We start from the raw sequence: 17,139 nt of genomic DNA on the forward strand, positions 1-17,139 counted from the left end.
AAAGATCGCCTACTTCAAGAACTTGCTGGTCGTGTTGTCGGCCAGGATCCTGCCATCGGTTTGGCAGGTCGGGCAGTAGTTGACCACATAGGACCGGTAGGCGACCTCGCGGATCGGCTCCCCGCACGTCGGGCACGGCTCACCGGCGCGACGGTGCACGTTGGTGGGCCGCTTCGCCGTGTTGACCAGCTCCGCTTGGGTGACCTCGAAGGCGAGATCGCGCTGGAGCAGGTCGCCGAGCGCGAGGTGCACCCGCTTCACCTCGTCGTCGGTCAGCCTGCCGGTGGGGGCAAACGGCGACAGCCGGGCAACGTGGCACAGGTCGTTCGCCAGCCGTCGGCCGAGGCCCGCCACCACCCGTTGGTCGCGGAGCACGTTGTGCAGCCGACCGGACCGGCTTCGCAGGCGCTCGCCCAGCCCGCGGGCGTCCAACGTGTCGGCGTCGGGCCCCAGGTCGGCGAACAGCTCCGCCTCGGCGGTCGAGGGCCCGTTGCGGCGGTCGAACACCCACACCCCCACCCGGCGTTCCTTGCCGGCCTCGGTCAAGGTCCAGTCGTCCGCCCCGTCGAAGCCCCACCGGGCCAGCGCGCCCCGGGGCGCCTTGGGGCCGCTGGCCGGCGCCGTCGCCCGCAACCGCCCTCCCTGCATCAGGTGGACGACGAACACCACGCCGTCGAAGTTGGCGATCAGATACTTTCCGCGCCGCCCCACCGTGCTCAGCGGACGGCCGACCCCCTCGTTGGGATCGGGTATCACCGTCTTCATCACGGCGAAGCTGAACGGCCGGAACCCGCTCAGCGTGTGCCCCGCCCAACCGTCGCGCAATCTCCCGGCGTGGGCCTCCAGCTCGGGAAGCTCAGGCACGGACGCACCCGGGAACGATGGACCGGCGCTGGAGCTTCCGGGCGCTCACCGTGCTCAGCCTCGCCGCCCTGGAGGCGTGGCCGCCGGTCGGTGCGCAGCCGCCTGGGGAAGCGCCAAGCCCAGCTCGCCGTCGACCCGCAGCCTGCCGAGCAGAAATGCACGCGACACCTCCAGCGTGCCATCGAGCAGTCCTCGCGCCGTCGCCGGGTCGCAGGTGACGACCACATCGGGATCGTCGAGCCGGCCGATGCCGGTGGATGGCGAGCCCTTGCGGGTGCTCCACCACCACTGTCGGTCGCCGGGTTCAATGCGGTATTGGACGGCCAACCCGTCGGTGTCCGATGCCCCGGCGGCCAGGTGGCTCTGGACATCGGCAGCCTCGAGCAGCGCCAACAGCTGCTCGTCGGAGGGCAGATCGTCGGTCATAGGGGCAGGGTACCCGGCGCCGGCCCAAGCAAACCGCAGACCGTGGGGTACAACGTGCCGGGGGCCGCACGTCGACCTGCCGCTCGGGCGATGTTCTAGAGCAGACCGAGTTCGGCGACGGCGTCGCGCTCCTCACGAAGCTCGGCGACCGAAGCGTCAATGCGCTCACGGGAGAAGTCGTCGATCTCCAGACCCTGAACGATCGAGTAGTCGCCGTCGGCGCAGGTGACCGGGAACGAGGAGATCAGCCCCTCGTCCACTCCGTAGCTGCCGTCAGAGGGCACGGCCATCGAGGTCCAGTTGCCGTCATCGGTGCCCATCGTCCAGGTGCGGATGTGATCGATCGCCGCGCTGGCGGCCGAGGCGGCCGAGGAAGCGCCGCGTGCATCGATGATCGCCGCGCCGCGCTTGGCGACGGTCGGGATGAACTCGTTGGCCACCCATGCCTGATCGCCGATCGTCTCAAGGGCGGACTTGCCGCCAACCGTGGCGTTGCTCAAGTCGGGGTACTGGGTGCTCGAGTGGTTGCCCCAGATCGTCAGCTTGGCGATATCGGTGACCGGCGTTGAGGTTTTGGCCGACAGCTGGGCCATCGCCCGGTTGTGATCGAGGCGGGTCATCGCCGTGAAGCGGCGGGGATCCATGCCGACGGCGGCCGACTGGGCGATCAGGGCGTTCGTGTTGGCCGGGTTGCCGACGACGAGCACCTTGATGTCGGCCTTGGCCGAACGCCCGATCGCCTGGCCCTGCGGGCCGAAGATGCCGCCGTTGGCCGCCAGCAGGTCGCCGCGCTCCATGCCCGCTTTGCGGGGCATGGCGCCGACGAGCAGCGCGACGTCGGCATCGCCGAAGGCCACGTCGGCGTCATCGGTGCGGACCATCTCGCTCAGCAGCGGAAAGGCACAGTCATCCAGCTCCATCGCCACGCCCTCGAGCGCGCCGAGGGCCGGGGTGATCTCCAACATGTTCAACGCCACCGGCTGGTCGGGGCCCAGCATGGCCCCGGATGCGATCCGGAAGAGCAACGAGTACCCGATCTGCCCGGCCGCGCCGGTGACTGCTACTCGAACTGGGGCGTTGGTCGACACGGTGAGGCTCCTGCTTGTCGCTTCGTTTGGATGGACGGCCGAGCCTACCGGCGCTACCCGGCGCCACCCGAACGGCGAGGCAGCGGCCGACGCCGAAGGCGCTCCTTTGTACCGGACGGCGGCGAGGTTGCGAGCGCAGCGAGTCACCTCAAGCGCCGCCGGCCCGGCGACGCAGCGAAGCGAGGACCAGCCGAACCGGCACAGGGGTCAGGGCCGAAGGCGCTACGCAGTACCCGATCGGGTGTTGCCGACCCAGCTGTCGTAGAGGCGCTCATAGACGCCGCCGGCGACGGCCAGCTCGGCGTGGGCTCCCAGTTCGACGATCCTGCCGGCGTCGAAGACGACCACCAGCTCGGCCGCCTCGGCGGTCGACAGGCGATGGGCCACCGAGATCGTCGTCCGACCTTTGGACAGGCTGGCCAGGGCCCGGCCCAGTACCCGCTCGGTTTCCGGGTCGACGTTGGAGGTCGCCTCGTCCAACAACAACAACCCAGGATCGGCCAACTGGGCCCGCGCCAAGGCGACCAGTTGGCGTTCACCCACCGACAGCGCACCGCCGCGCTCGCCCACGGCGGTCTCGGCGCCGTCGGGCAGCTGGGCCACCCACTCGGTCAGGCCAAGGGCGGCGAACGCCGCCTCGACGTCGGATCGGGTGGCACCGGGACGCCCCAGCGCCACGTTGGCGGCCACGGTGTCGTCGAAGAGAAACCCGTCCTGGGGAACGAGCCGGATCGCCCGGTGCCGGGATGCGGGATCGACGTCGCGCAGGTCGATACCGCCGAGGAACACTCCACCGAGTTGCGGGTCGGCCAGCCGACACAACAACTTGGACAGGGTGGTCTTGCCCGAGCCGGTCTCGCCGACGATCGCTACGGTCGTTCCGGCCGGAATCTCGAGCGAGACGTCGTGCAGCACCGGCTGGCCCGGCAGGTACGAAAAGGTCACGTTGTTCACAGCGACTCCGAGGGCGCCCTCGGGCAGCGCCAACCCGGCGGTGGGCTCGATGACGTCGATCGGCTGGTCCAACAGGCCGAGGATCTTGCCCCAACCGGCCAGCGCTGTCTGGGTCTGGTCGAGCACCTCGCCGATCTCGGCGATCGGCTGGGCCAGCTGGTTGGCCAGCAGCAGGCAGGCGACGATCACACCGGCGGTGAGGCCCCACGACCCGGCGAAGTACAACCCCGCACCGGCGATGACCGCCAGCAGCAGCCCACCGAAGAGGTCCGACATCGGGAACATGATCGAGAAGAAGAAGCGGGCGCGCAGCTGCGCGGCCAGTTGCTCGCCGATGGCACCATGCAGGTCGCCGCGGGCGTTCTCGGAGTGGTGATAGGCCCGGATGACGCGCACGCCGGACACGGTCTCGGCGATGCGCCCGAGCGTGTCACCGACCCGGTTGCGCAACGTGTCGTAGGCGATGAGCTGGCGCCGCTGCACGACGATCATGATCGGCACCACTGGGGCGAGCACGACAACCGTCAGCACGCCCAGCTGCCACGAGTAGATGAACATCGTGATCAGCGAGACGACGAGCACGCCTGACGACACGGTCCAGTTGACCGCCCCCCAGGTGGCGAACTGGGCGAGGGTTTCGATGTCGGAGGTGACCCGGCTGACCAGCACGCCGGTCTTCGACTCGCCGTGGGCGGCGATCGACAGCCGGTGCACGTGGGCAAACGTCCGTGTGCGCAGTGCATAGAGCACGTCTTCAGCCACTCGGGCCATGGCCATGGTCAAACGCTGCACGACGACGGTCAGTACGACCACGACCACGGCCGCAGCCGCACTCGCCCACAACACGAACGGAATGTCGACGCCGCCCGACCCGCTGAGGCCATGGTCGAGCACCTGCTGAAGGGCGATCGGCACGACCAGTCGCCAAGCTGCGTTGGCGACCGAGAGGGCGATCGCCGTGCCCAAACCGGCCCGCAGCTCCGGCGTCGCCGCCACGCCAGCGCGCAGTAGGGCCATCGCGCCCGGCCGCTCGACAAGGTCGTCCGAGAACGGGTCGACGTCCAGCTGGGCGACCGCATCACTCATCGGAGCTCCCCTGCCGGGGCGACCGCGACCTCGTCGCGCTCGTACGCGGTGACGAGCGCCTCATAGCCCGGGTGATCGAGCAACTGGGTGTGGGTTCCGACCGCCACGATACGGCCGGCCTCCATGAAGGCGACGCGATCGGCCAAGGCGATCGTCGATAGGCGGTGCGCAACGACCAGCACCGTCATAACGCCGGCGTCGGCCCGATGGCCGCCACCTCGGAGACCACCCAGGATCTCGGCCTCGACCACCGGATCCACCGCCGAGGTTGCATCGTCGAGCACCAGCACCCGGGGTCGGCGCACCAAGGCCCTGGCGAGGGCGACACGCTGGCGTTGCCCACCGCTCAGGGTGACGCCCCGCTCCCCCATCATCGTTTCGAGGCCATCGGGCAACTCTTCGACGAAGCGGCGCGCGCGAGCCCGCTCGAGTACGTCGAGCACCTCGCGATCGTCCAGGTCGCGCCCCAGCACCACGTTGTCGCGCAGCGACGTGGCAAACAGGAAGCTCTCCTGAAACACCAGCGCCACCGTCGAGCGGAGCTCGGAGGGCGTGAGGTCGTCCAGCGGGACACCGCCGAGAACGATGCGCCCGGCGGTCGGCTCGTCGAGGCGCACCAACAGCTCGCACAGCGTGGACTTGCCCGCTCCGGTCGCTCCGACCAGCGCGACGACCTCCCCGGAGGCGACCTCGAGGTCGACGTCGGTGAGCACGTCGGGTCCCGGCTCGAAGCCGAAGCTCACGCCCTCGAAGCGGACCGACGGCGCCCCGGCGGGCAACCGGTCGACCCGCCGGTCGGGGTGTGAGCCGGGCAGCGACTCCGGCGGGTAAGCGCCAGCCCAGGTGCCGGCGGCGGCATCGGCACCATCCTCGACGGCGAGAAGCGACTCGATCCGCCCCATCGACACCAGCGAACGCGGCATCGACTCGAACAAAAACCCAGCCACCCGCACCGGAAAGTTGAGCCACCCGAACAGGGTGACCGCAGCGAGCACGTCGCCCGTGGTGACGGCGCCCGCCTGCACGCGGTACCCGCCGACGACGATCAGCGCCACCATGCCCAACAGCGGCAGGGCATCGACGAGCGGGTGGTACGACGACGACAGCGCGGCCAACCGCAGCCGCTGGGTGCGCAATGCACCGGCGGCGTCGTCGAAGCGCCCCGATTCGGCAACCTCTCGACCCAGCGTTTTGACGACCATGGCGCCCTCGAAGCTCTCGTGGGCAATACCCGACACCCGGGCCACCTGCTCCTGGGATCGCGTGGCCGGGTCGACCATGCGAGCCGAAAACCAGCGGCTCACCAACACCAACAGGGGAAACAGCACCGCTGCGATCAGCGCAAAGGTCCAGTCGGCGACCAACAGGCTGATCACCGAGAACACGAGCAGCGCCACCAGCCCGAACGTGAGTGGCACCGGCATGAGCGCCCAAGTAGAGAAGGTGACGTCGCTGTCGGCCAGCGCCAACAGCTGGCCGGTCGGACGTTTGCGATGCTCGGACAGCGGCATGGCCAGCACGCGGTCGGCCACCTGGCGCCGCAGCTCTGCCTGCACCCGTGCCTCGGTCACCGAGCCGTACCAGCGGCGCAGCACCACCGAGCCGCCGCGCAGCACCCCGACCGCCAGGAGTGCCAGCGCCGCCCACAGCGCCACCCCGCGGCCTTTCTCCCCCGCCAGCACCGGCACGATCGCCTTGTCGTTCACCTGGCCGATCACGATGGTTGACCCCACGACGGTGGCGGCCCAGGCGGTGCCGCCGAACAGGGCCAGCGCAAACGGCCACGGTTCCATCCGGGCGAATCGGCCGACCAACCGCAGCCCCGACCGCGCCAGGCCGGCGCCCTCGGGCGGTGAATCGGCCGCCGGCCCCATATCTGGCGAGAGAGGGGCCGGCGACCCTCCGCTCACCGCGGCAACCGCTGGGTCACAGCTGGATCGACTTGGTCTCGAGATACCCGTCGATGCCCCACTCACCCCGCTCGCGACCGTTGCCGGACTGGCCATAACCGCCAAAGGGGGCCGCTGCGTTGAAGCCGCCACCGTTAATGTCCACCTGCCCGGTGCGCATGCGTCGGGCCACCGACTTGGCCCGCTCGACGTCGGCGGACTGCACGCCGCCGGCCAGGCCGTAGATCGTGTTGTTGGCGATGCGGATCGCATCGTCCTCGTCCGTGTAGGGAATCACCGCCAGCACCGGCCCAAAGATCTCCTCCTGGGCGATGGTGGAGTCGGGGTCGACGTTGGCAAACACGGTCGGCTTCACGTAGAAGCCGCGCGGCTGGTCCTCGGGCTGCTCCGGGCCTCCGATCACCAGGTCGGCGCCCTCGTCGATGCCCTTCTGGATGTAGTCGCGCACCCTGTCGCGCTGCGCGGCCGACACCAGCGGACCGAAGGCGTGGAACAGGTCGGGCTCGTCGGCGGTCGGGTCGACCAGCTTGGCCTGGGCCACCTCCGCCACGACGGCGTCGACGATCTCGTCGTGCATGTCGGCGGGCACGAGCAGGCGGGGCCGGGGCGAGCAGGGCTGACCGGAGTTGAGCATGCAGGCGAACACCGAACCGAAGGCCACGGTGGCCGGGTCGGCGTCATCGAGCACGATGTTGGCCGACTTGCCGCCCAACTCGAGCTCGACCCGCTTCACCGTGTCGGCGGCCGACTTGGACACCTCCTTACCCGCCCGACCCGAGCCGGTGAAGCTGACCATGTCGACGTCGGGGTGAGCTGTCATGGCACCGCCCACCTCGGGGCCGGTGCCGGTCACCAGGTTGAACACGCCGGCGGGCAGGCCCACCTCGTCGAGCACCTCGGTGAGCAGGAAGGCGTTGAAGGGCGTCACTTCGGATGGCTTGAGCACGACGGTGCACCCGGCGGCGAGGGCCGGGGCCACCTTGCAGACGATCAGATACAGCGGGTAGTTCCAGGGGGTGATGGCGGCGACGACACCGATCGGCTCGCGCACCACGAGGGAGTTGCCCAGCTCCTTCTCCCACTCGAAGGCCTCGATCTGATCGGCGTAGGTGTTCCAATCGCCGACGGCCAGGCCGGCCTGCACCATCTGGGCAAACGCCTTGGGCGAGCCCACCTCGGCCGAGATCGTGTCGACCAGCTCGTCGTAGCGGGCGGTGAGGGCGGCGCCGATGTCGCGCAGGTACTTGGCCCGCACGTCGACCGACGTGGTCGACCACGACGGAAATGCCTGACGGGCTGCCGCCACGGCGCGGTCGACGTCCTCGGGGGTACCCATCGGAACGCTGCCGATGATCTCTTCGGTGGCCGGGTTGACAACGTCCTCGGTCGCCGTGCCCGCAGGCGTGACCCACTCGCCCCCAATGTAGAACTGCTCGTAGCGCTTCATAGTGCCCCCTTGATCGGCGGGGCGCGGCGCCCCGCACTCATCGACTGGACCGGTCACGTTACCGGGCGTGGCGCCGATTGGCCCAGCACGCTGGCAGCTCTGCCGCATCGGGCCCCGAGCCCGTGGCCACTACGTGGAGGACAGTTGGTGTGATGCCGGGGTGGCTCGGGCCCGTGCGGCCGCCTGCTGGACCACCGGGTTCTCGCCGGTGACCGCCGCCAGCGCAGCGAGGATGGCCCGGGTGGACGCGGCAACGGTGGCGCGCTCGACCGGGCCCGGTCCCGGACGGCGATACAACCCGTAGCCCCAAGCGGGGAGCAACCCCCACGCTGCGGCGCTGAACATGCCAGACACGCTGCGGGCCAAGCGGTCGCCCTCGGGAGGACTGGCCAGGAACCGAAGTGTGTCCTCGGCCTGCTCACCGGCTCGCAGCTCGGGTTGCACCTCGACGAAGTAGCTGGCCACCTCGGCGGCGCTACGGGGCACCCGGGTGGCACCGAGCGCCTCGGCGACCACCGCCATCTCGTCGTAGTAACAATCGACCTCGGCTGCGGTCATCACCCGGCGCCCGAAGTGGGCGTTGGCAGCGACGAACATCGACACCTCCGCAACGTGCACCCAGCGCAGCAGGGCCGGATCGTTGGCGTCGTAGGGGCGCCCGTCGGGCGCCACGCCGGTGATGTGCCGATGGGTACGGCGAACGACGCGACACAGCTTCTCGGCGGTCTCGCTGTCGCCGTAGGTGGTGGCGACCACAAAGCTGGCGGTGCGCGACAGCCGCTCGAACGGACGCTCCTTGAAGTCGGAGTGCTCCGCCACCCCGGCCATCGCCAACGGGTGCAGCGCCTGCAACATCAGCGAGCCAAAACCGCCCACCACCATCGACAGGTCGGCGTGAGCCCACCAGGTGACGCTGTCCGGACCGAACCAGCCGGGGTCACCTGGTGGATGGTCGTAACGCTCCAGTGGAAACCGGTTGGAATCGAAGGCCTGACGCAGCTGGCTCTCGACCGCACCGCGAGCGGGTTGGGTCAGCCAACGGGCGGCCACTCCAGCGCCTCGCGTCATTCCGTCAACCAGTGGCCCCATGCCCAGGGGCGCTGCACCCCACGACCCCAGCCCGGCACTCACCAGTGCCCGATCACCGGGTGGGCCAGGCGCAAGCGCTCGTCGTAGCCCTCTTCCCACGGCAGCATCCCAGCCCGATCGGGCCAGACGAACTGCAGCATGCGGAAGGGCCGTTCGGAATAAAAAACCGCTGCGCCGGGAAAGCGCTCGTCGCCGAGTTCGACGTCGACGGCGAGCAGGGCCGAGCGCAGGTCGTTCTCCAACAGGCCAACGAAGACCGCTCCCACCGGCAGCTCGATGCCTGCCGCCACCTGGGCTGCCACCAGGTCGAGCAGCCCGCGCGCCGCCGAGGGTGCCAGGCCCCAGATGACGACCTCCGGGTGACCCCAGGTGGCCTCGAAGCCGACGGTGAAGGTGTATCCGGGGTGGGCGACGCCGGGCTCGTTGATCGGCTTCACCGGCTCGACCGCGTAGCCCTGGGTCTCCACCATCCAGGCCAGCTTGTCCCGGAGGTCGAGGTTGCGATCGGGCATGGGGTCGCCGCTCATCGACGGACCGCCCCGCGGATCACGAGACGTCCAGGCGCTGTCTCACCCGCCAACCGAGACGGGCGCCGACGCCCAGCGGGGCCTCGGCGCGGTTGAGCGCATAAAGGTGCACGCCCGGGGCGCCACCCTCGAGCAGCTCGGTCGCCAGCGACGCAGCGGCCTCGATTGCGGTGGCCATCAGGGCCTCAGGGTCTTCTGCGACCGCCTCGTACCGGGCCCAGAGTTCGGCCGGGCGCGCCGCATTGGCCATGTCTGCGAAGCGGGCGACCGAGGCCGGGTTGGTCACCGGGATCACCCCGGGAACGATCGGCGTGCTCACGCCCAGGGCATCGAGCTCGTCGACCATGTCGAAGTAGTCCGACGCGCTGAAGAAGAACTGGGTGATGGCGAAGTCGGCGACCTCGAGCTTGGCGGCCAGGTGCTCGCGGTCACTGGCACGGTCCGGCGACCGCGGGTGCGTCTCCGGGTGGGCGGCCACGCCCACCGAGAAGTCGCCCACCTCTCGGATCAGCTCGATCAGCTCGGTGGCGTACTGAAAATCGCCCTCGGCCGGGCTGCCGTCGGCCGGCGGATCTCCCGCGAGGGCCAAGATGTTGCGCACTCCGCTGGCGGCGTAGTCCTCGAGCAGCTCTCTGAGCTCGGCCCGGGTGTGCCCCACGCAGGTGAGGTGGGCCATGACGGGGAAGTTCCGATCGCGGTTGGCGGTGACCACCAGGTCGCGGGTGCGGTCTCTGGTCGACCCGCCGGCGCCGTAGGTGACCGACACGAAGTCGGGGTCGAGATCCTCGAGGGCATCGATCGTTTCGAGCAGGTTGGCGACACCGCGATCGGTCTTTGGAGGGAAAAACTCGAGTGACAGGGTCGGGCCTTCGGCGAGCAGGTCGTCGATGCGTGCGTCCCGGTGCATGGGATCGGCACGCTTGGGCCGTGCCGGGATCGCCCGGGGCACGGCGTCGGAGCCCGACGCACTCGTTACGGAAGAACTGCCTGAGGCCATCGTCAAAGGGTACTTCACCCCCACGTCAATCCGGCCGGTCCCCGGCGGCTCAGGCCGACCCGGCCCTCATCGCTGCGGCCTCGACCGTGTTGGCCAGCAGCATCGCCCTGGTCATCGGCCCCACGCCTCCCAGACGCGGCGACAGCCAACCGGCAACCTCAGCGACCTCGTCGGCGACGTCGGAGACCACCCTGCGGCCGTCCATCGTCACCCCTGCCGCCACCACGGCCGCTCCCGGGCGCACCATGTCGGCGGTAATCACGCCCGGGGCGCCGGCGGCGGCAACGATCACGTCGGCCTGGCGTGTGTAGGAGGCCAGATCGCCGACCCCGGTATGGACGACGGTGACAGCGGCGTTGGCGTCCGGGCGCTTCAACGCTGCGAGCAGCGCCAACGGCCTGCCGATCGTCAGGCCGCGACCGACGATCACCATGTGTCGACCGGCCAGCTCGACCCCGTAGGCGGCCAACAGCTTGAGGATGCCATGGGGGGTGCACGGCAGCGGCGCCCGCTCGCCCATCACCAACTTGCCCAGGTTCACCGGATGCAGACCGTCGGCATCCTTTGACGGATCCATCGCCAGCATCGCCGCTTCGAAGTTGAGCCCGGCGGGGACGGGGTACTGGACGATGAAGGCATCGACCCGTTCGTCGGCGTTCATCTCGGCGATCGTCGCCTCCAGCTGCGCCTGCGTGGCATCGGCCGGGAGGGGCCGGTGAACCGACGTCATGGCGATGTCGGCACAGTCCTGGTGTTTCCCCGCCACGTAGCGGGCGCTGGGGCCGTCATCACCGACGAGGACCGTCCCCAACCCAGGAGGCCGTCCCGTGGGCGACAGGACGCCGGGTCGGGCAAGGTCGGCCACGCGCTGGGCCAGCTCCGACTTAATGCGGTCGGCGAGCGCTTGTCCATCCAACGTGATTGCGGCCATGGGGCAACGCTAACCGTTGCCCCGGGCTCGGCTCAGTGGCGAAAGTGACGGACCCCGGTGAAGACCATCGCCATGTTGGCCTCGTTGGCCGCCGCGATCACCTCGTCGTCGCGCACCGACCCGCCCGGCTGAACCACGCAGGTTGCGCCTGCCTCGGCGGCGGCGTCCAGCCCGTCGCGGAACGGGAAGAACGCGTCGGAGGCGCAGGCGCCGCCGACCGCCCGCCCGGCGGCCTTCTCGGCGGCAATCCGGCCGGCGTCGCGACGGTTTTGTTGTCCTGCCCCGATCCCCACCGCCATCGTGTCCTTCACCAACACGATGCAGTTGGACGTCACGCGGGCCGCCAGCTTCCAGGCCAGCTCGAGGTCGACCCACTCGGACGGCTCAGGCTGACGCTCGGTTACCACCGTGGTTTCATCCCGGTCGAAGCCGCCGGGGTCGGACGTCTGCACCAGCAGCCCGCCGGCGATGGTACGCACCGACAGCTCTGGCTCGGTCGGGCGCTCGGCCTCGATCACGCGAAGGTTCTTCTTGCGGGCGAGCAGCTCGATCGCCTCCGGGGAATAGGACGGGGCGATCAGCACCTCGGTGAACACCGGCGACAGTTGCTCGGCCAGCTCGGCGGTGAACTCGCCGTTGACCGCAACGATTCCGCCAAAGGCCGAGGTGGGGTCCCCCTCGTGGGCCCGCCGGTAGGCGGTCACCAGATCATCGGCCACCGCAGCACCGCAGGGGTTGGCGTGCTTGATCACCACGGCGGCAGGCCGGTCGCCCAGGCTCCACACCAGGCGCCAGGCGGCATCGGCGTCGTAGACGTTGAGATAGGACATCGCCTTGCCCTGATGCTGTTGGGCTCGATCCCAGCACCCGCCGTCGCCGGTGCGGTACCGGGCGCCCACCTGGTGGGGATTCTCGCCGTAGCGCAGCACCTCGGCTCGGGTGGCATCGAGCGTCAGCCGTGTCGGAAGCACGTCGGGCCCCGCATCAACGGTTGTGGCCGGTGCGCCCTCGGTCTCGCTCGGCAATCCGTCGACCATCCAGTCGGCGATCTGGCGGTCATAGTCGGCGATGACCTCGAAGGCCCGCACGGCCAGGCTTCGCCGGGTGTCCTGGGACAACCCGCCGCCCCGACCGACCTCCTCGGCCACCGTTGCGTAATCGGACGGGTCGACGACCACGCCGACGTGAGCATGGTTCTTTGCGGCAGCCCGCACCATCGTCGGGCCGCCGATGTCGATCAACTCGATGCTCGGGTCGCTGTCGAACGGGTACAGGTTGACCACGACCAGATCGATCGGGTCGATGCCGTGGGCATCCAGGTCGGCCAGGTGCGATGGGTCATCGCGGTCGGCGAGCAGGGCGCCGTGCACCGCCGGGTGCAGCGTGACCACCCGATGGGAGAGCATCTCACCGAATCCGGTCAGCTCGGCCAGCGGCTGCACCTCGACGCCGGCCTCGGCCAGCGCCGCCGCGGTACCGCCGGACGACAACAGGTCCCATCCGGCGTCGCTGAGCGCACGAGCCAGCTCAACCACACCGGTCTTGTCGTACACGGACAGCAGGGCTCGGCGACGATCCGCCATGTTCACTCCGAGGGGTCGGGACGACGCTCCAGAGCTGGCGCCGACGCTTGGTTCGACCCTACCGGCCCCAGCAGCAGCCACCCAGCGGTGGCGATTGAGGGTGGGGGTACGAACACCTCAACCCGTCTCTTCGGCCGGCAACGCGACGGTCCCCGGGCTCGCACCCCGGGAACCGTCGCAGTGTGCAGAACACGAGGAATGAGACTTCTCATCGCACGTGCAACCAGCACCCTACGCACGGAACGGTCCTCCGCCTAGGGCCCGGAACGGCCGGTCAGGAGAAATCACTTCAGACAATCGATCCCCTTCGGACGAAATGCACTTGACTCCCCTTCAAACCAACCCGATACTGAACCCCAGTCGAGCCAGCGACGTCTCGACTGCCCATGCAGGACACGACCCGCAGGGTGCCGTCGCTGGCCGCTGGAACTCGCACTCCAGCTCCCCACCGGCCGGCGACGGCGCCCATCGGGCTGAGGGAGGGAGCATCATGAACCGGGTTACCGATGGAATAGCCTCAACGGTCAGGATTGCGTCGCTGGCTGCAGCCGCGATCCTGGGATTGTTGTGGATGATCGCCGTGCTGGCGCCCTGAGTTGGTGGGTTGACAGCGGGATCCCACCGATCCCGCTGTCAACCCACCGCCCACTAGCGTGCTGGCGGCGCGCAGTCCGATGAGGCGCGCCAAAACTGGCCATGACCTCACCGCCCGCATCAGCGAACGATGTCCCCGCTCGGCACGACCGTGGTTGCGCGCCCCCGAACCCGGCCACGTCACACACGGCGGTCCCACACCCCTCTGGCGCTCCCGAGGCACCGACCTGCGACGACCTGCCAGCACCATCGGGGGAAGCGCCACCATCGTCGGCCCCGCCTCCCGACCCCGACGCACCACCCAGGCTTCGCCACCGCAACTGTCTCGACGGGATCCGCGGCATCGCCGTGCTCATCGTCGTGCTGTTCCACCTCGACCTCCCTTGGATGAAGGGTGGCTATCTCGGGGTCGACATCTTCTTCGTGCTCTCCGGATTCCTCATCACCACGCTGCTCGTGCAGGAGTGGACGACGCACGGGCGCATCGATCTGAAGCAGTTCTGGATCCGGCGGGCCCGACGCCTGTTGCCGGCGATGCTGCTGGTCCTGTTCGCCGTGGCCGGATTCGCCGTGCTCTTCGCCGAATCCGAACAGCTCGACGACATCCGCAGCCAGGGCCTGGCCTCGCTGTTCTACGTCACCAACTGGGCCCGGGCCTTCGACACGACCAGCTACTTCGACCAGTTCGCCGCCAAGAGCCCACTCGAGCACTACTGGTCGCTGGCGATCGAGGAGCAGTTCTACCTGGTGTGGCCGGTGATCACGGTCGCCTTGTTCAGCTGGAGATCCAGGGCGTCCGGGGCGCTCACCCGTGGGCAACGCTACGACGTGCCGCTCTGGCTGGTCGGTGCGGTCGGCGCAGCCGCATCGGCCGGCCTGATGGCCTTGCTGTACACACCCGACAACTTCAGCCTGTACTTCCGCACCGACACCCGGGTGCAGGGTTTGCTGATCGGCGTGGCGCTCGCCGCCCTCTACGACGGGCTGGGCAAGCGCCTCCTTTCGTCACCACCCAAGTGGCTGGTGCCGGTCGGATGGGGCGCCGCAGCGGTGTTCCTCGTCGCCGCTGTGGCCGACGTGCCCCCGGCGCTGCTCTATCAAGGCGGCTTCCTCGTCATCGCCGTGCTGAGCGCCACGGTGATCGTGGCCGCCATGGCCGGCCAGCGATCCTCCCTCGACCGGGCGCTCTCCCTGCGCCCCTTTCGGTTCTTTGGGCGCATCTCCTACGGGCTGTACCTGTGGCACTGGCCGATCATCTTGGCGCTCACCCCGCAGCGCACCGGCCTCAGCCTGCCGGCCTTGAACGTCCTCCGCTTCGGTCTCTCGGTCGGTGCGGCAATGCTCAGCCTGCTGCTGATCGAGGTCCCCATCCGGGAACGGCGCATGCCGGTCAGGCTCGAACTCGTCGGCATCGCGGTGACCCCTGTCCTTATCGCCATCGCCCTGATCGCCGGCACGACCGGCGCCGAGCAGACCCTCGAGGAGGCCTACGCCAGCGATCAGGAGGCCGCCGCCCCGCCCGTCGAGGCCGTCAAGTCGGTCGAGCCCCCCGCCCAGCTGAGCACGCTGGTGTTGGGCGACGAGCTGGCACGGTCGTTGCCCGCCGACTGGGGCGACGCTGACGGTGACGGCCCCGAGCAGCAGGAGGTCACCCTCGCTGGCAGCGGGTGCGACGATGCCGCCACGCTGTGCGAGGGCTGGCGGGACCGCTGGGAGGCGCTCGTCAGGCAGAACGATCCCGACGTGGTCGTCGTCGGCGTCCGCAACTGGGAACCCTTCGACGACACCAACACCCCAATCGATGTTTTCGACTCTGCCAAGAACGAGCGGGCCTACACCGAGAGCATGGAACGCCTGGTGCGCCAGTTGGGTGCCGGGCCGACCGCCGAGGGCGGCCGCACCGTCGTGCTGCTGACCGCGCCCCCGATCAACGACCCCACCTCCTTCGACGCGTTCGCCGTCGAGCGCAGCCGGGAGGCCGCCCAGCAGGTGGCCACCCGCAGCGGCGGCGACGTCGAGCACGTCCAACTCGGGAGCCTGTGGTGTGGGCAGGTGCAGTGCGTCGACACGGCCCGGCTGAACCCCGCCGAGGGTGAGTTCAACCTGATCAGCCCCAACCCCGAGGCCTTCGGCGGCGCGCTGGCCGGCGTCGCCCGGCGCTCGGTCAGGCGCCACCTCACCCAGGAGGCGATGGGCGACCAGCTGAGGGTCCTGCTGTTCGGCGACTCGGTCGCCTGGTCGATCGGTTCCAACTTCTTCGGCGCGACCGACGCTCGCAGCACCCCCTTTCTGCTGTGGAACAAGGCCGAGTTCAGCTGTTTCCCCGACCCCGCACCCGGTCGACGCCAAGGACTGCCGGGCACGGTGACCACCGAGTGCCCCGACTGGGCCCAACGCTGGCCGACCTACGTCGAGGAGTTCGCTCCCGACATCGTGCTCGTGCCGGTGAGCCAGTGGATGATTTTGGATCGGGAGGTCGACGGACGCAACATTCCCTTCGATTCCGACGAAATGCGCCAGCGGATCGAGAAGTACTACGGCCAGATGATCGATGCCCTCTCTCAGGACGGCTCGCTCGTCGTTCTCACCACCGTGATCCCCAACGTCGAGTCGACCAACGCCGCCTCAATCGAGAAGAACCTCGACGACACTCGGCGGCGCGAGGTCGCCCTCAACGAGATCATCGCCGAACTCGTCGCCTCGCGCAGCGAGGACGCCGAGTTGATCGACCTGGCGGGGTGGATCTGCGATGGCACCGACTGCACCGAGGAGATCGACGGCGTTCGGCTTCGGCCGGACGGGGGGCACTTCACGCCGGACAGCTCGCCGCTGGCAGGGGCCTTTCTCAGCGAGGAACTGCAGCGGATCGCCAAGGAGCGGGGCCTCGGGCCCGAGGCGCCGACGGTCAATCCCGAAGCGGCGGCCGATGAAGCCGCCGCCGACGCAGACAACTGAACCCCACCCATCCGGGGCGGCGGTCAGACGCTCGGGTCGAGCACGTAGCCGCGCCGCAGGATGTCGGCGAGCACCCGGGGATAGATCCGGCGCTCCACCGCCTTGATGCGCTCGTGCAGGCTGGCCTCGTCGTCGTCGGGCAACACCCGCACGGCCTCCTGGGCCAGGATCGGCCCCTCGTCCACCGCCACGGTGGCCACGTGCACGGTGCAGCCGGTGACCTTCACGCCGGCGTCGAGTGCGGCGGGCACCGCGTGCCAGCCCTTGAATGACGGCAGCAAGGCTGGGTGGGTGTTGATGATGTGGCCGGGGCGGGCCTCGAACGCCGAGCCGGCGAGCACCGTCCCCCAGCCGGCCATTGCCAGCAGATCGAGCTCCAGCTCATCCCAGGTGGCGACGACCCGACGGGTGAACGCCTCACGGTCGAAGTCGGCGGAGAAGTCGGTGCGCTCGATCACCTGAAGCGGCAATCCGTGGCGAAGTGCCACCCCCTCTGCAAGGCAGTGACGATCGACGAGGACGGCCGCAACCTCAAGCCCGGATTCGACCATCGCGTCGAGCAGCGTGCCCGACCCCGACACCATCACACCCAGCCTCATCAGCGCGCACCCGCGCTCGGGCGCGAGCCTTCCGGCTCGGCGGCCACAGGTCCCACCGTGACTCGATCGTTCCCGCCGTGGCGGGGCCC

13 protein-coding genes are annotated in these 17,139 nt (G+C 69.5%); 1 reads left to right on the forward strand and 12 read right to left on the reverse strand.

The genetic code is table 11. The features are described from left to right. Window positions 1–9: 9 nt before the first annotated feature. The 11 genes from PKD89_RS04625 to purH form a co-directional block, all read right to left on the reverse strand. A complete protein-coding gene (locus PKD89_RS04625) occupies window positions 10–864 on the reverse strand; it encodes a DNA-formamidopyrimidine glycosylase family protein (RefSeq protein ID WP_287380141.1) in 855 nt (284 codons plus the stop codon). Window positions 865–918: 54 nt separating this feature from the next. Beyond that, entirely contained in the window at window positions 919–1,290 is a 372-nt protein-coding gene (locus PKD89_RS04630; RefSeq protein WP_287380139.1) for an SCP2 sterol-binding domain-containing protein, read from the reverse strand. Between the two features lie 95 nt (window positions 1,291–1,385). Next, window positions 1,386–2,378: a malate dehydrogenase gene (locus tag PKD89_RS04635; protein ID WP_287390352.1), complete on the reverse strand. Its 993-nt coding sequence runs from the start codon at window positions 2,376–2,378 to the stop codon at window positions 1,386–1,388. Between the two features lie 222 nt (window positions 2,379–2,600). Then, on the reverse strand, window positions 2,601–4,418 hold the full coding sequence (locus PKD89_RS04640; protein WP_287390354.1) for an ABC transporter ATP-binding protein: 1,818 nt from the start codon (window positions 4,416–4,418) through the stop codon (window positions 2,601–2,603). Beyond that, complete coding sequence (locus PKD89_RS04645) at window positions 4,415–6,328, reverse strand: ABC transporter ATP-binding protein (protein ID WP_324332287.1); 1,914 nt, start codon at window positions 6,326–6,328, stop codon at window positions 4,415–4,417. Before PKD89_RS04645 ends, PKD89_RS04640 begins: the two co-directional genes overlap by 4 nt. Window positions 6,329–6,344: 16 nt before the next feature. Then, the gene (locus PKD89_RS04650; RefSeq protein WP_289012313.1) at window positions 6,345–7,775 is read right to left on the reverse strand and encodes an aldehyde dehydrogenase family protein; all 1,431 of its coding nucleotides are present in this window, start codon (window positions 7,773–7,775) and stop codon (window positions 6,345–6,347) included. Window positions 7,776–7,904: 129 nt separating this feature from the next. After that, complete coding sequence (locus PKD89_RS04655; protein WP_287390356.1) at window positions 7,905–8,906, reverse strand: oxygenase MpaB family protein; 1,002 nt, start codon at window positions 8,904–8,906, stop codon at window positions 7,905–7,907. Then, window positions 8,903–9,391, reverse strand: a complete 489-nt coding sequence (locus tag PKD89_RS04660) for a DUF4262 domain-containing protein (RefSeq protein ID WP_287380130.1) — start codon at window positions 9,389–9,391, stop codon at window positions 8,903–8,905. Before PKD89_RS04660 ends, PKD89_RS04655 begins: the two co-directional genes overlap by 4 nt. A 19-nt stretch (window positions 9,392–9,410) precedes the next feature. Beyond that, a complete protein-coding gene (locus PKD89_RS04665; RefSeq protein ID WP_287380129.1) occupies window positions 9,411–10,388 on the reverse strand; it encodes a methylenetetrahydrofolate reductase in 978 nt (325 codons plus the stop codon). A gap of 49 nt (window positions 10,389–10,437) precedes the next feature. Next, the gene (locus PKD89_RS04670) at window positions 10,438–11,319 is read right to left on the reverse strand and encodes a tetrahydrofolate dehydrogenase/cyclohydrolase catalytic domain-containing protein (protein ID WP_287380128.1); all 882 of its coding nucleotides are present in this window, start codon (window positions 11,317–11,319) and stop codon (window positions 10,438–10,440) included. A 32-nt stretch (window positions 11,320–11,351) separates the two neighbouring features. Beyond that, window positions 11,352–12,902 carry a bifunctional phosphoribosylaminoimidazolecarboxamide formyltransferase/IMP cyclohydrolase gene (purH, locus tag PKD89_RS04675; RefSeq protein ID WP_287380127.1) on the reverse strand — a complete coding sequence of 517 codons (1,551 nt, stop codon included), beginning with the start codon at window positions 12,900–12,902 and terminating at the stop codon, window positions 11,352–11,354. A 696-nt stretch (window positions 12,903–13,598) separates the two neighbouring features. Here purH and PKD89_RS04680 point away from each other — a divergent pair. Beyond that, window positions 13,599–16,451, forward strand: a complete 2,853-nt coding sequence (locus PKD89_RS04680) for an acyltransferase family protein (protein ID WP_289012312.1) — start codon at window positions 13,599–13,601, stop codon at window positions 16,449–16,451. A gap of 23 nt (window positions 16,452–16,474) precedes the next feature. Here PKD89_RS04680 and purN read toward each other — a convergent pair whose 3' ends face one another. Further along, entirely contained in the window at window positions 16,475–17,050 is a 576-nt protein-coding gene (gene purN / locus PKD89_RS04685) for a phosphoribosylglycinamide formyltransferase (protein ID WP_287380125.1), read from the reverse strand. Window positions 17,051–17,139 lie beyond the last annotated feature (89 nt).

This window comes from Candidatus Neomicrothrix sp. (genome assembly GCF_035329545.1).
Taxonomy (GTDB): Bacteria; Actinomycetota; Acidimicrobiia; order Acidimicrobiales; family Microtrichaceae; genus Microthrix; species Microthrix subdominans.